Origin of the sequence: Paraburkholderia agricolaris, assembly GCF_009455635.1 — a bacterium.
GTDB classification, from domain to species: Bacteria; Pseudomonadota; Gammaproteobacteria; order Burkholderiales; family Burkholderiaceae; genus Paraburkholderia; species Paraburkholderia agricolaris.
The window spans coordinates 3,423,003-3,437,647 of the sequence record NZ_QPER01000002.1; the positions used below are offsets into that span (position 1 = coordinate 3,423,003).

At 58.4% G+C, this 14,645-nt stretch carries 12 protein-coding genes and 1 pseudogene; all 13 read right to left on the reverse strand.

The features are described 5' to 3' along the window. Positions 1-157: 157 nt before the first annotated feature. The 13 genes and pseudogenes from virB5 to GH665_RS36645 all read right to left on the reverse strand — a co-directional run bounded on the left by virB5 (position 158) and on the right by GH665_RS36645 (position 14,470). Complete coding sequence (virB5, locus tag GH665_RS36585) at positions 158-853, reverse strand: P-type DNA transfer protein VirB5 (protein WP_153141895.1); 696 nt, start codon at positions 851-853, stop codon at positions 158-160. A gap of 16 nt (positions 854-869) precedes the next feature. Then, complete coding sequence (locus GH665_RS36590; RefSeq protein ID WP_153141896.1) at positions 870-2,030, reverse strand: TrbL/VirB6 family protein; 1,161 nt, start codon at positions 2,028-2,030, stop codon at positions 870-872. Beyond that, positions 2,027-4,465 (reverse strand): VirB4 family type IV secretion/conjugal transfer ATPase, encoded by a 2,439-nt coding sequence (locus tag GH665_RS36595; RefSeq protein WP_153141897.1) that lies wholly within the window; start codon positions 4,463-4,465, stop codon positions 2,027-2,029. Before GH665_RS36595 ends, GH665_RS36590 begins: the two co-directional genes overlap by 4 nt. Position 4,466: 1 nt before the next feature. Continuing rightward, positions 4,467-4,799, reverse strand: coding sequence for a VirB3 family type IV secretion system protein (locus tag GH665_RS36600; RefSeq protein ID WP_246216496.1), 333 nt, complete (start codon positions 4,797-4,799; stop codon positions 4,467-4,469). A gap of 28 nt (positions 4,800-4,827) precedes the next feature. Then, the gene (locus GH665_RS36605) at positions 4,828-5,169 is read right to left on the reverse strand and encodes a TrbC/VirB2 family protein (RefSeq protein ID WP_153142482.1); all 342 of its coding nucleotides are present in this window, start codon (positions 5,167-5,169) and stop codon (positions 4,828-4,830) included. Positions 5,170-5,220: 51 nt separating this feature from the next. After that, the gene (locus tag GH665_RS36610; protein ID WP_153141898.1) at positions 5,221-5,874 is read right to left on the reverse strand and encodes a lytic transglycosylase domain-containing protein; all 654 of its coding nucleotides are present in this window, start codon (positions 5,872-5,874) and stop codon (positions 5,221-5,223) included. Further along, a complete protein-coding gene (locus GH665_RS36615) occupies positions 5,874-6,431 on the reverse strand; it encodes a hypothetical protein (RefSeq protein ID WP_246216542.1) in 558 nt (185 codons plus the stop codon). The genes GH665_RS36610 and GH665_RS36615 overlap by 1 nt, the downstream gene beginning before the upstream one ends. Before the next feature lie 351 nt (positions 6,432-6,782). Beyond that, complete coding sequence (locus tag GH665_RS36620) at positions 6,783-7,067, reverse strand: hypothetical protein (protein WP_153141900.1); 285 nt, start codon at positions 7,065-7,067, stop codon at positions 6,783-6,785. Continuing rightward, positions 7,060-7,293 (reverse strand): helix-turn-helix transcriptional regulator, encoded by a 234-nt coding sequence (locus GH665_RS36625; RefSeq protein WP_153141901.1) that lies wholly within the window; start codon positions 7,291-7,293, stop codon positions 7,060-7,062. Before GH665_RS36625 ends, GH665_RS36620 begins: the two co-directional genes overlap by 8 nt. A 115-nt stretch (positions 7,294-7,408) precedes the next feature. Further along, positions 7,409-7,909, reverse strand: coding sequence for a hypothetical protein (locus tag GH665_RS36630; protein WP_246216497.1), 501 nt, complete (start codon positions 7,907-7,909; stop codon positions 7,409-7,411). Positions 7,910-8,431: 522 nt separating this feature from the next. Continuing rightward, a pseudogene (locus GH665_RS36635) lies at positions 8,432-9,524 on the reverse strand (porin). A gap of 250 nt (positions 9,525-9,774) precedes the next feature. Beyond that, positions 9,775-13,239 (reverse strand): molybdopterin-dependent oxidoreductase, encoded by a 3,465-nt coding sequence (locus GH665_RS36640; RefSeq protein WP_246216498.1) that lies wholly within the window; start codon positions 13,237-13,239, stop codon positions 9,775-9,777. Then, the gene (locus GH665_RS36645) at positions 13,232-14,470 is read right to left on the reverse strand and encodes an MFS transporter (RefSeq protein ID WP_153141903.1); all 1,239 of its coding nucleotides are present in this window, start codon (positions 14,468-14,470) and stop codon (positions 13,232-13,234) included. Before GH665_RS36645 ends, GH665_RS36640 begins: the two co-directional genes overlap by 8 nt. Between the last annotated feature and the right edge of the window lie 175 nt (positions 14,471-14,645).

A 14,645-nucleotide genomic window follows, 5' to 3' on the forward strand; every position in this document is an offset into this window, starting at 1 on the left:
GAACAGACGATGCTGCATCCGGGGGTACGCGGTTGACGGGCACGCGATGCGATCCATCCGGCAGCACGGGTCTCGGCCGTTCAGAAGAACACCCATTAATAAGTATTACTAATTTAATGACGAGGAATCCAGCCAGAAATTTGCGCATGATCGTCTCTCAGTTACCGAACGAGGCCGGTACCATCTGGTCCTGCAAACGGGTGGTATTTCCCGCCCGGCTCAGCACCAGTTCGCTCTGCTGCTCCGCGACGAGCTTGTCTTCCGTCTCGGCCAGCATCCGGAAAAGCTGCAGTTTCGTCATCTCGTTACCGACCGTTGCCGACTCGCTCTGGATGCGCGCCTGCAGTTCCGCCACGCCTTTCGGGTCCTGCGTGACGTCGATCTGCTGCATCAGGCTCTGGATCTGGTTAAGCTCCTGCAATTCGGTCTGATACGCCTGCAGACCGAACGCCTTGTCCTGGAATGGCTTGTTCAGCGCTCGCTGGCACACCTGCTGGTCGATGCCGGACTGATCCGCACAGTTGTAGATCTCGCTCGCCGAGCGTAGCGCCTGCGCACTGCCCGTGAGCCCGGCGTAGCCTCCGTTCTGGACCGCCGTGTAGACGCTCTGCCAGTTCGACGGCAGGGAATTGGCGACCACTGGATTGCCCAGCAGCGCACCGAACCCGCGCGTGCCGACCGTGGACTGATAAATCTGGACCTCCTGCTGAACCTGCTGCTCAAGCTGGATCACCTGCGCAATCGCCTGAGCGACGTTCTGCGCGTCGAATACCGGAATGCCCTGCGCGTAACCCACGGAGGACAGCGCCGCCCACACGATTGCCGTACCGGTTGTCTTGAATCGTCCCGTCATGATCGTTACCTCACACTCAACTATCCTGTCCCAGATTGGCGCGTGCGGCCCGTTGGTAAGCGGGTAACGCGCCATTCCCTGAAACTGTCCCACCGCCTCCCGAGCCGGTCCCGCCGCGAATCCTGCCGCCGGAACGCGGAGCGCTTGCGCCACGGGTCAGTGCCTGTCCAATCGCTGCGGCGATGCGGCGCGATGCAACACCCGCCACGAACGCGCCAACCCCGGATACGGTGGCACCGCCCGACAGTCCGGAGGCGACGGACGGCAATTGCCAGCCGACCATCGCCAGGAAAATCGCGGTCGCAAACATGCCGAGTGCCGCGCCCCACGCTGCGGACGCTTCCAGTGCCGCCTGCCCGGCCGCGACAAGTGAAGAGGCATTGGCACCAGGCGATGACGTCGTCACCTGGAACGGCGCGAGCTCAGTCGAAAAAGCCGTCAGGGCCATGCCCAGAAAGGCCGCCACCAGCACCTGCAGAAGCGCATAGTTCGCGACCTTCGCAGTCCACGCCTCGAAGAAACGGGCGGTCGGCGCGAACGCGGCGCAGGCAATGAAGATCGGACCGAGACCGAGCACAAGGTCGAGCAGCATGCGACCCATCACGACCTCGAACGCGAGCACAATCAGGAAAATCGAGCCGCCAATGGCAGCGACAAAACCGCACACAGTGTCGCCAATCGCAGCGGCGATCCCGCTGGGGCTGAACCCCTCATGCGTCGCCTTCTCGGAATAGGCGTCCAGCACAAGATCGATCTGCTGGTCGTAACAGTCGAGCGTCTGGTAAATACTGGTATCGCTCGCCGTCGTCACGGTGCTGCCGCTGACCGTGCCGCATCCGGGATTGCCGCCCCCTGTCGTGTTCGCTGCGTTCTGGATCGTCTGGGCGAGACCCGACGTGGCCCCGCTGATCGCCGCCACAACCTGCTGCTGATAGATACCTGAGCCGAGAGCAAACGCCAGGATCGCGGCAACCTTGAGCCCACGCCATGCAAAGGCCGGTACCGCTTCGTGCGCCTCTCCCCGCACGATAGCCAGACCATAGGCAATGACCCAGACCGTGATGCCCGTGGTCACGACAGGAACGAGTGCACTGGAGAGTGCCGACGAGACGCTCGTGACGTAGGTCGACATGCCGTTCTCGAGCGTGCCGCCGATCGCGGTAAAGAGGCCACTCATCGCGTACCTCCCTTCTGCGCTGCGCGGCGCTTCGCAAGCTCGGCGTGGAAAAGCGGCAGCCACACGTCGGGATCGTCTCCAACCTGAACGCGGATCGAGTCGAGCAGTTCCACGTTGTCGGTCGTGCCGGACAGCACGTCGAGTACGTCACCCAGCCCCGCGAGATCGAGCTCGCCGATGGCCGAGCGATGGCCCTGCTTCACGAGAAACATGCGACTGCTTTCGCCGAGATTGCGAACGATATTGAACTCGGCCTCGGTGAGCTTGAATCCGTGCACGTAATCGTCGTAGTCGGCCCGTGGGTTCGGCAGGAAGAAGAACGTTGCGCTCTGCTCGATCAGTGCCCGCGCGATATCGCTGTGCAGCACGTCGGCCGGCGACTGGGTGTCGAATATCCCCAGGCCGTTCTGCTTGCGGATCGTCTTCTGCTTGTTCTTTGCGAAATCGGTGAAGACGGGGTCAGCAAGACGCTTCCAGAACTCCGTCATCACGTAGATGAAGCGTCGCCCGTCAATCAGACTTTCCGTCAGATGCAGCAGGTACATGGTGACGGGCGTTGAAACTTCTGCGTCGTCGAGCAGTTCGGTGTCGTCGAAGCCAAACAGACTCGCGCGCGTGAGATCGACGCAATCCGCGGGATTGTCGAGCACCCATCCGAGACGACCGCCCGCGCACCATTTGGCCAGCCGCGCATGCAGGCTGTTCTCGCCCACATTCGGCAGCAGTTGCCGCACCATCGAGAGACGCCGCAGCGATTTATCCATACGGGCTACCTCGCGCACTGCGCGCGAGATGTCGAGCTCATCCCTGGCGGAAAGTGGCATACCCGTATCAACGAGCTTGCGCACGAGTCGCTCCCAGAAGTCGAGTACGGATTCATTGGGCGTCATCTGGAACGGATTGAGCCCGGTGGGCTCACCGCGGCGAAACACCGTATAGATCCCGCCCATAGCCCGGATCGCGATCTCGGTACCACGATCCTTGTCGTACAGCACGGCGGTCAGACCGAACTTCATCGCCATCGCGAGCAGGAACAGCTCCAGCACCGTCTTGCCCGCCCCCGCCTGGCCGATGATCTGGGTGTTGGCCAGCGCCTTCTCGTCGGCCGAATCCTGCTTCTCCGGCGTCACGTGGAAGTTCAGATACAACGGCTGGCCGCTCGGCGTCTTGACGATCGTGATTGCCTCGCCCCATGGATTGCCGTCGCGCTTGCCCGTCGCGAAATTGTGCAGACTGGATAGCCCGCAGAAATTACGGGACGTGAGCCTGGTCTCGCGTGGCCGGTAGCGCCAGTTGCCGGGCAGCTGGGCGAACCACGCCGCGTCTGCCACCAAATCGATCAGTGCCGTCTGGAACCCGGCATCCGAGAGTTGCGTCCGCGCCTTCGCGACAGCCTTCGACACTTTCTCCGGTGTATCGCCAAGGAGCGCGAGCGAATAGTGATATTCGCCAAGCACGAAATCGCCGTTAATCAGGTCGTTGAGCGCCTGATCCATGGCCTCGACCTGCGAGACCGCCACATCCTCGCCGGCAATGAGCTGGTTGCGCTGCCGCTCGAGCGCTTCCTTCGCGTCAGGCTTGTCGAGAATCGTGAAGCTTTGCGTTTCAATATATTCGAAGTCGCCGTACAGCAGGCCGTTCAACATGCCCGGTTCGGTCTGCTCGGGATAATCCTTCAGGTCGAGCAGCGCCGCGTGCCGAGTGACGGCTGGCATACGGATCTCAACCTTTTCGACACCCACAAACAGGCGTGACGTCGGCAGCGCTTCACGGATAGCTCCTGAGGGAACCGGCTCCGGCTCCCAGACGCCGTTGACGAGATAGCCGAGCAGTTCCAGCGTCGACGAATACCGGCGAGACCGCTTCGTGTGCGGGCTCGCCTTTCGATAGACCCCGAGCGCGACGGGATCATAGGGTTTCAGGCTCGACTCGACCTGAGCGGCGAGTTCGTCCATGACCTTGAGGGCCTCCTGCTGGGCGCGCCTGATATCGTCTCTCGTACGACGCGCGGCGCGGCCGAAGACTCGCCCGATTCTCGTGCGATTGGGCCGGTAGACAAGCGTCAGGTAGAGTTCATTGGCCATCATCCGGTAACCGGCGAAGCTCGCGTAGTAGCGAGTGGCCAGCTCCTGGCAGAAGCGGTTACCGTAGGGCGTGGCAAAGTGATCAGACATCTGCCGGCGAAGACGATGCGACCAGAGCGCCGTGTGCCCTCCGGGCAGACCGCGTACCAGCTGGTTGAATCCGTCGTGGCGTACAAGGATGTCGACCGGATCGGCAGCCTCGAAGGCAATGCCCGCGAGTTTCCATATCCGCAGGTAGTCGCCTTCGTGTGTCTTTATCACGTGATCCGTCATATGCGTCGAGTAGGGAATGGTGTCTGCCAGTGCGACTTCACGGTTTGCAACGACACCATGTTTCGGGTTGATCTGCATGTCACGCCCTCCTCTTGAGGCGGACAGGCACATAGGCATGGACTCCCCAGAAGCGGCGATTGCCCTGGCGGACCACCAGACGCAGGCGGAGCGCGTATTGCGCAAGGCGCTGATCGTCACGGCGCGTGATGACGCGCATCGCAACGAACACCGGAATCATCAGAAACAGCAGTCCGACGCCAAGCGGTGGACTCGCGAGCAGCGTCCAGATGCCCGGGATCAGCATGGCACCACCAACCATAACGAACGGCACCAGAGGCACGCCCCACAGCATCGCAGGACGCGTGCACCCCTTGAAGACGGGATCCCTGAGTGGGTTAATAAGCGGATTCATGACCGGGTTCATGCTTGCTTGCGCCGGCTCAGGCAGTCGGAATAAGCATGCCGGCAATCACCGTCGCACATCCAACGAATAACCCGCCGATGAACACATTTGCGATGTCACCAAACCGGGCGTGCTGGAACATCATCCGGAAGCCTGCCCAGATGATGGAGATCGAGCAGATCACGCCACCTACGCCGAGCAGGGTCGTCTGGATCGTGCTCAGGAGCGTGTTGACCTGCGAGAGCTGCGCCCAGGCGGGAGACGTAACCAGCAATGCCACGCATGTGACAACCGCCCGCCGTGCCGCCCGCTCGCAGACACAATCCCAATCTGGAGGATTCGATCGACGCCGAACTTTTATCTGTAGTCCTGATTTCATGAAAAACTCCATTTCCTATTTGGAAGACTCTGCTTTGCCTGTCGCGACGGGCTAGAACACCACCGCACTACCGGCTGAATCGGTGTCCCGTCTACCAGGCAAGATCTCCCCCGGTTGTGCTATCGGATCTCCGGTCGTTCGCGGTCGAACCGGCGATGACGATTCCTTAGAATCTATTGGAACGACAGCAATTGGCGTAATGGGCGGCACGACGACAGGTGCTGACGGCAGCGCAGAAATCCGGGCGTTATTCACCACGCGCTGCACATAGCCGGTTCGATACCCCCTAGAGAAATTTCCGCTCGCATAGCAGGACAGGCTCGCGTGCAGCGCAGACTGTGAGTTGGCCCCGGTATCGGTCTGCGCGCGTCGCGCTGACTCGAAACACCCCTGCAGAATCGCGGCGCCCGCGGCCAGGTTTCGGCAAGGATCGAACGCACTCCGCTCGTTCAGCCCGTACGCGTACCAGTTCTCAAGGTTCACCTGTGCGAGCCCGACGCTAAAGTTCCAGCCAGCGGAAGAGAGTGCATGCGCTGTCGCCACCGCTTCGTTCAGGCTCGCCGGCTGCCGCACGAGCCGACCATTCATAACGCCGATCGCGTACGGATTGAAGCCAGACTCTGTCCGTACGATCGCCGCCATCGTGACCGGTGAGACATGAGGTGCGCACTGCTGCGCCAGCGCAATGAAGTCCAGTGGCATCATCACTGCCCTCCGCCGCCGAAACTGTTTTGCTGTCCGGCCTTCTGCAGAAACAGCGTGGCAGATTGCGACGGATCGTAAGGCACCTGTGTACTGCCAGCAGCATAGAATTCGGTGATCGTCGGCCCTGCTCCGCCTACGTCCCACCAGACACGCGTATAGAGCTGGTTGTCGATATCAAGACTGATTGCCCCGGCGGAGCGGCATAGCAGCTCGCTCTGCTCGGGACCACCCCAGTACAGCAGATCCTCCCGACAGTAACCGCTGCTCGCAAATGTGTTGGATCCAAACGTCCCTTGCGAGCCGCCCGCACCGAAATCACAGGTCGGGAAAGGATCGCCGTGACGCAGTGCGCTCCATAACTTCTCGATCGGCGGCACACACGCGCTGTACTGTTCGGGGCCTCCCGGATTGGAGAGACACAGAAGCACCTTGCAGCCCCAGTCATCTGCATGGGCCATACCGGGCGCGAGAATCGAGGTACCGGCGAACAGCGCCAAAGCTAACGACCACCGGCGCACGCAGCCATCCGTCGTTCGCGGCCACCACGCGTCTGCCATCAACCAAAACCGCTTCATGATTCGCTTCCTTTTATCCATGCCACACCGACGTATGGAAGAGGACGTGCGAAAAAGGAACCCGCGGCGCCGGGAGGCTGACCGCGGGCTCAAGGGGGATCAGTCGAAAATACAAAGGCTGCCAACGCAGCCTAAGGTAGTGACACGGGCTCCATGCACGCATCCATCAATACGTCGGGGCCGCTTACGCGTACTCGGTCGTGCCCATTCGTAAATCGGCACGTTGACCGGAACAGATTGTCAAACTAACGGGCGAAGCATCAACGTCGACACGCGCGGTGAATTGCACGCGTGATCGGCCCGCTTTCCAGCGACTCATTCCATTGCTATACCTTACGGCATCTTCGCCAGCACACTCGCCAATGCCTGCTTGGCCGAGGCAAGTTCAACCTCGTACCTGCACCAAGGATTCCTTGGAATCTTGAGCCGACGACAGACGACTTCACGCCCCGCGCGCCATAGATACACCATGCGCAGCAGGTCCCGTTGATGCGCCGCAAGTCTCTGCCACGCCCGTTCGATGCGACCGGCATCAATCGCGTCATAGGAGCCCCGCGTCGCATTCGCCCAGTTGTCGAGCCTGGCGTCGAGCGAAGGCTGTGTCCGCTGCTCAGGCATCGCGTGCCTCGTCATCAAGACACGGAACGCGATAGCCAGCGGGGTTCTGGAGAAATAGTTCGATATCCGACGCGCGCCAGCCAACAGCGCGCTCACCGAGACGGATCGGGCGCGGGAAGGTTCCTTCCTGCATCCGTTGATAGATGGTCGAGCGCTTCAGGCCGACTTCCCGTTCGACCTGGCTGCGTCGCAATATCGCCCCGGTCCCTCGCAATTGAACTGTCACACCAACCTCCCGCCGCTCTGCCTGAATGATTTGCTGCACAGGTCCCATCTAATCAGCAGATTGAACTGACGGACAATTCCGTCATGTCGTCGGAATGTCCCGTCGGGAGATGAACTCAGCGATGACGACCGTCTGTCTCGTTTACCGAATCCGGCCGCAGTGCGGCCGCAAAGGTCTGGCCGCTTCGAGAGGCTTCACCGTTAGCCTGCCCTTTAAGGCCAAGCTTCTCGTCGATGGCGCGTGCAACTGTAGAAGACTTTGGCGGACGCTCCGGATCCCATACCGACCAATGCTCCCGCATCACGTCGAATAAAGCCTCGAGTGTCCGCGTCAGGTGAGGAAGACGGACGGTTGCGCCGCTCTCGTGCGCGGAGGCAAGCACTGGTTCCCCGGCCGAACTCGTGGTATCGGTCATAGGCGACCTCTCCAGTTTTCGCTCAAGGTGTGAAGACCACACATGATGCATGACCGCTGTTCTGGCAATCGCGAGTTCCAGCAACTGGATACGTCGATCGCGTCCTCTCAGCCGTGCCGTCAGGCGAGCAATCAACGCCTGTGATTCTTCGGTTCGTCGTCGCCAGTGTTCCAGCTCCTGCTGCGCATCAGTTTCGTACAATGGTTGGTCCGAATTGTCGTCAGTCGATTCGCACATGTAGCTTACCCATCATCTCCGCGTGTGACCCCCGATGTCGACGCGGAGTTAGCCCTCGATACAGGTCGGTCGGATGGTCTTAGTTTGTTATCCTCATGACATATCTCGACCTAGCTAATTTTTCCTAATCCATCCGACACTTAGCCCCGAAGGAAGGTTCACCCCCCAGTTCCATAAAGATTCACCGAAGCACAGAGAATTTATCTGTCTAATGCAACGCTTACACGCATCTTCCTGCACTGTTCATATCAGGGTATCCTCGTGACAAATCCACTGTCTCCAACGGGCAAGCAAAACGCAACGACTGTTGGCGGGGTTGCGCACTCCCATTCGATCCGATCAGACAACTGGCCGTCGCAGTAGACACTATTCCCCAACCCAAGCGAAAGCAATGCCGAAATTAGGTGGAGTCCTGATAACTAACTCTGAGTACTTTTTCAATAACCAGAGAGAGCGGAAAATAATGCGCGTCGATTGATTGACTGCTCAGAACGAATGCCTCATCCGACCCGTAAGTTCGATTGCGTATTCGAAGTCGACGGCGTGAAGCCATAACCGATCACCGCATTCACACCATTCGCCGCCCGTAGATAGTCGCCTGAGATATCAAGGTCGGAGCGTTTGAATGACAGGTAATGTAAACCAAGCGAACCCTGATTCCAGCGATTTCCTTCGAAGCTCGTATGTTGGTAGCTGCCTTACAGCATGCCTGCGGGCGCGACCTTACGACGCCTCTGCTTCATAGACGTGCATATGCGACCGTCTGCTCGAGGCCCTTGATGGTCGTGTAGGTGAAGTCGCCGCTTCGCAAGAGGTTGCAAATCGTATAAGCCGCGTCCATCGCGAAAGTACCTTGCTTGTCGACGGGAAAAGACGACTCTTTGTACAGGTCGGTCACCGCGCTGGCTGCCGGATCGACGGCATCGGTCGGCTGTCCGAGGAATGTTGTGATGCCGATCATCGCGTAAGGATCGAACGCATTGACAACGTAGGGATTGTTCAATTTGGTATAAGCCGCCCCCATTTTGAATGCCACTTGTTCATAGCGCGCGCCCACATCCCACGCGCTCTTCTGATGGAAGTCGCCCACGGTGTTACCGAACGAATGCATACCGCCGAACGAAAAACCCGAAAAATCGTTCGACATGTGCTTGATCGAGTTCGGCGGCCGGTCACCATTCATCCAGTCGCCCCCCCGATGGATCGTATATCCGCTTGCCGAGGCAAAGATGTTGCAGACCGAGACGAATTCATTTTTCATGTCGAGCTGGTTCCCCAGCGTGACCGTACCCAATTGGCTGCTTTTCACCCCGACATAATTCGGCCGTCCAAATTCCGCACCGCCGAATGCATATTAGCCGTTACCCAAGCGGAAACTCGATTCGAGCACGAACACCGCCTGCAATCCGCCGCCGAAATCCTCGACGCCTTTGAAGCCGATTCTGTTACCGTAAGAGATGCCATAGTCGAATTTGTGTTGATGTGCGCCGCCGGCATTGTTCACATACGTAATCCCCGTGTCCAGAATGCCGTATAGCGTAGTGCTGCAATGAAAATACACCCCGCCGGACAATCGCATCTATGCCACTCGCCGCTGCAGATGTCGCGATATCACAATACACGCAGCGAAAACATCCCAGTCTCGCACCGGTAACCAACGAAGGTAGTCAATGCGCCGGTGATTGGCTCGAGTCGGCTGCCAGGTCCGGAAGATGGGCGGCTCCTCACCACTTGCAATGCCCGCCTCATCACGAACTTACCTTGTCGTCACGGAAGAAACATTGAGAACTGAAGATTGGCCGCCGTAAAGCAGACCTTCAGGGCAGCATCTATGCATCAAGCTCAACTTCACTCGTCGGAACGGCTTGGCAAGCGAAGCACATTCCGGGCTCCTCGGGTCCATCGCCTGCCATGTGAGCCACGCTGCCCGATATCACTCGCACTGCGCAACTCTCGCACTGCCCTACTCGACAACCGCTAGCCAACTGGACTTGATTGCTCTCGCCGAGAGCGAGAAGGCTCCCACTTGCAGCAGACCACTCCGCCACTTTCCCAGAGCGTTTGAAGTGAACTAAGAACTTTCGATCGTCCGTCAAGTTCGGGGTAGACGGAGACCTGAAAGCCTCCTTGAAGATGTCAAACGGGGGTACCCCCCTTGATACAAGTTGATCGGTGATACTTGCCATCATCGGCTCCGGCCCACAAAAGTAGAAGCGCGCCCTGGCTCGGATGAGTTCGTCGCTCACGACATCGGCAGTCATTCGTCCAGTGCGAAACTCATGCGATCCCACCTGAGGCGCTTCATCATAGAAGTTGCAGACGGTAAGAGTCGGGAGGACCGCCGACAGCTGCTCGATCCGCTCGGCGTACGCATGAGAATGCCGGCTTCGATTCGCGTAAAAAAGATAGACGCTTGGAGGTTGATCCGCATCGACAAGAGTTTCAAGGTACGAGATAAATGGGGTGATACCGATACCGCCGGCAAATAGAACAACTGGCTGCCGGGTGTGCTCCGGAATCACAAACACTCCACCCGGCGCTTTCACGAATACAGAATGCCCGACCTCCAGCGCTCGATGAATATGTGCCGAGACCTTCCCTTCGAACGCTTCCCCCGCCTTAGAGGTGCCGCGCACATGCCGAACAGAGATTGCATAGCTTGTCCTCTCGGACACCCGAGCTGAGCCCACCAACGAATAAGATCTTGTTGCTTCTCCAAGGCTCGGGAATTGCACCGTTATGTGTTGCCCAGGTAGAAAATCGGGGACCGCGCCTCCATCCAAGCTCTGCATGCAGACAGTTCGAACTCCCTCAGCCTCTTCATCCAGCGAGAGGACACGAAACTCTCGGAATCCCTTCCATCCCCTCGGCCCCGCAGTTTGATCGATCTCGACATTGCAGCGAGTAGAGCGCAATGGTGAAGAGCCGCTAATCGGGTCAAGCCTTCTAGCACTCACGAGGTTGCTGAAGTTCGAGCTGCGGGGGCCGTCGATCGGAATCTCAGCCATACCGAGATCGTTGCATGCCTGCCACCAGCCAAACTCTGCCACCAGAACATCAGCAGCCATCTCAGCAACCACCTTGGCTCGAAATCGCGCGGTACCCTCTGCGGTACTGAGCCGCACCCAGTCTCCGTCCTCCACGCCCTTTGCTTCTGCGAGTGCGCTACCCATTTCAACCATCGGGTAGGGAGCGCGCTTGCGCAATGATGCAATGTTGCGATGCTGGCTGTGGCAGTAGTAGCCACTTTTGGCAGAAGTCAGAATATAGGGAAAGAGATCGCGATACTCACGACCGAGAGGCGTTCGAGGGCTCGCATCAGCATAGCTTGGAAGAGGACTTTGCCCTGCAAGAAGTAGCTTTTCGGAATAAAGCTCTACTCGACCGGTCTGCGTAGAAAACCCTCGATGGCCACCGTCAGATTTGGGGAAGGCATATTTTTTCTCGCGTTGTTGAATTGGAATGCGGAGGCCTCCTGGGTGACGCCTCAGTCCGGCGACGTCAAGCCCCAGAGGCTCGAGCATGTAGTTCCAGCCAGAGACAATGTCACCCTCGAAGAACTCACTGCCTAGTCCGAGCTCTCTAGCCAAGTCCAAGGCGATCTGATAGTCGGGCCTGCTTTCGCCCCGCGGCGAAATCAGTCTTGGGCGTACCTGAATGTGTTCCACCGCATCTTCACTAATCTCGAAGCCAACTCGTAGTGCCTCGCGCTCAGCAAGGCTGCATGCTGGGAGGAGCATATCGGCGTACCGTGACGCCGGGGTTTCAAACAGATCACAATGAACATAAAGCTCAAGTTCACGCAGAGCGGCACTAAGTCGCTGGGGATCTACGTTGGAAGTATGAGCGGTGAGGCCAAAGCTCAAAAGGCATCGCACCTTGTACTCGCTATGTCCAAGTAGCGAGTCACAAAGACTGGGTATGCTAACAACACCTTTGGACGCCGGGCCCAATGGCCGTGTCGAAAGTCCCAAAGCCTTGCTACGCTGCTCCGCCGATACGTACGCGCGGTAATCTTCGACCCGGTTGACGGGATGTGTCTCGAGGATCCAGTTAGCCCCCCTTTTATCGAAAGCGCCAGTTAAGGCGTACATCGTTCCAATTGCACGGGCTGTCATGGTCGCGTCCGCATGCTGCCCCACACCCGACCATGCGTAGTGAGAGATGCGTTTACCTGGCATCAACAACGCTGCGGCGCGGATCAAATCGCTGGCGGGAACGCCAGTGATTTCTTCGACCTTCTCAGGTGAATACTCAGCAATCGCATCCTTGAAGTGCATGAGGGCTGGTTTGCATTCAACTTCATCGCCGCCAGCACTACTGAGCAGGAAAGTGTAAGTACCCTCCACCGCTGATTGAATCCCGTCTATTCCAGGTCCCGCACTAGCAAAGTCGGCCTCCCCTGTCTCCAGGTTCCACACAACGTGTCGGTTTTCGGTCGCTGCAGGAGAGAAGTCTTGTTCGCGCAAGAATCTCCCGTTGTCTGATCGAACCAGTAGAGGGGCGTTCGTCCACCGACGGACAAACTCGACATCGAAGTTGCCGACACTCAGCATCTCTCTGGCGATACCCATAGCCAGCGCTGCGTCGGTGCCTGGTCGTACGCGAAGCCAGACATCCGCTTGCAGAGCCAGTTGCGTTGGTCGCGGGTCGACCACGATTAGCTTGGCTCCGTCTCTACGTCCCTGACCGATGGCATCTGCTTGGGCGAGCCATGTGCTGGTTGGATTGTTACCCCAGAGAAGTATCACCTCAGCATTCCGATGATCTCCAGGTGGAGTCGGGCAACCGAAAGTGAAGACATTGGCGTCGTCTTTGTGCCAGTTGCACACTTCCGTGGTGCCTAGGAAGTTTGGGGTACCAAACTTCTGTGCCAGCCGCTTCACCCACTCAAAGCTGTCGCACATCGATCCGCTTGGGGTTGTAGATCCCACGACTAGTGATTCCGCACCACTCTCGCTCCGGAAGCGCTGCAACTTTTCTGCGATCTCGGAAAGAGCTTCGTCCCATGTGATCCTTTCCCACCCCGGTGAACTTGCCCCCTTGGGTGTCGTCCTTCGCATAGGAAACTGAAGACGATCTGGGTGATGAGCGATCTCGGGAACCGCTTTCCCTTTCATGCATACGGCCTTGCCGTTCGGGTGCGCAGGATCAGCACGCACTTTCAAAAGGGTGTCATCCGCGACTGTATAGATTGCTCCGCACCGCGAGACACATATAGAACAGAAGCCGCGGTGATCCTGAGCGTTCTTTGTCACCATCTCGCTTCCCTCGGCAGAGTTTTGGCTAGTCATGCTGAGGCCTCGACATGAGTTCTGAACGAATGAAAAGACATAGCACCGCGCATAACGCCGCAAGAGAGGAGAGCTGCAAAATTGCCGCCATGCCCCAACTTGCCTTGGTCACGAGAAATCCCATGAGATAGCCTCCGAAGGCGGAGGTGGTATAGAGACAAGTTATGAACAGGCCCGTCGCGCGCGCATTCAGCGAGGCCTTTACGGCCTTTATCTGCGCTCCCCAGAGGTTCACGTAGACAACGCCGCTGTGGGTAAAGCCCCAGCAGAGCGAGAGGACGCAGTGCGCAGCAACCGTGTGGACCTGGTTGAACAGTAGATAGCCGAAGATCGAAAGACCGATGTATCCCATAGCCAACAGGTTACGTTGGGGCAATCGATCACCGAGCCAGCCACCGATCGGAGCGAGCAGGCCACCAAGCCCAAACATGCACATGATCACCGCGACTTCTTTAGGCGCGAAACGCAGGTGCTCGCGAAGAAACGTCGAGTAAAGGCCTAGGTAGCCGTAAAGAATCAGGCCGGTCAGGAGGGCGATGATCGACAAGACGACTGTATTTCGATTCCATAGTCGATCCGCTCCGCCGACAATTCGTAAGGACGAAGTTATCTCTGCCTTCACCTCCGTAAAGTGGGGCCGGACGAAAATTGCGATCAATGCCATCATCGCGAAACCGGCGGCTCCAAAGACAAAGAACGCTCCCTGCCATCCCCCGTAGAGCGATACAGCTGCAGCGGCAAGCAGAGGCCCTGAGAAGTTTCCGAGTCCGAAGGCCACTTGCGTGATAGAGACAGCGAGTGCTCTCGCCCTCACAAAGTACGTCGTTGCAATCGTTGCTATGGCCATCTGTTGCATGACTTCGCCGACGCCGGTGGCCGTGCGGTAGACGAGCATGTCAAGAAATCCGTGTGCGAGCGCAATCGACACGGTACCGGCCGAGAAGATCAGCGCCCCGATCTGAAGTACCGTCTTTCGCGAGTAGCGGGAAAGCAGGATTCCGGTTGGCCAGCCCGCCAAGGCCATGCCCAAGGTAAAGATGGTGGCTATAAGCCCGGTGCCTGCGACGCTGAAGCCGTGCGCCTGTCTAATGTCCGACGCGAGAAGCGGGAAAACCATTCGATCCATGGCATTTACTGCATAGGACAGAAGGATCACACCGAACATCATTAAGATTGAGGGCTTGATCTGAGTTCTCTCGGCCAATGCTCCTTGAGCTACCAATCTATTCATACGACTTGTCTCCAATGGCCCCCGATGGGCTACGATAAGCAGGCAGTGGCAACGCAATCCTCGAACGGCTTAACTGCACGGCCACGGCTTCGTCCGCGAAGGATCAAAGGCCCGATCCGGCCAGTCTATGTTGCAGGGCTCGCTTGAGGTAGCTCAAAATTTCGCTCGGAGCGAG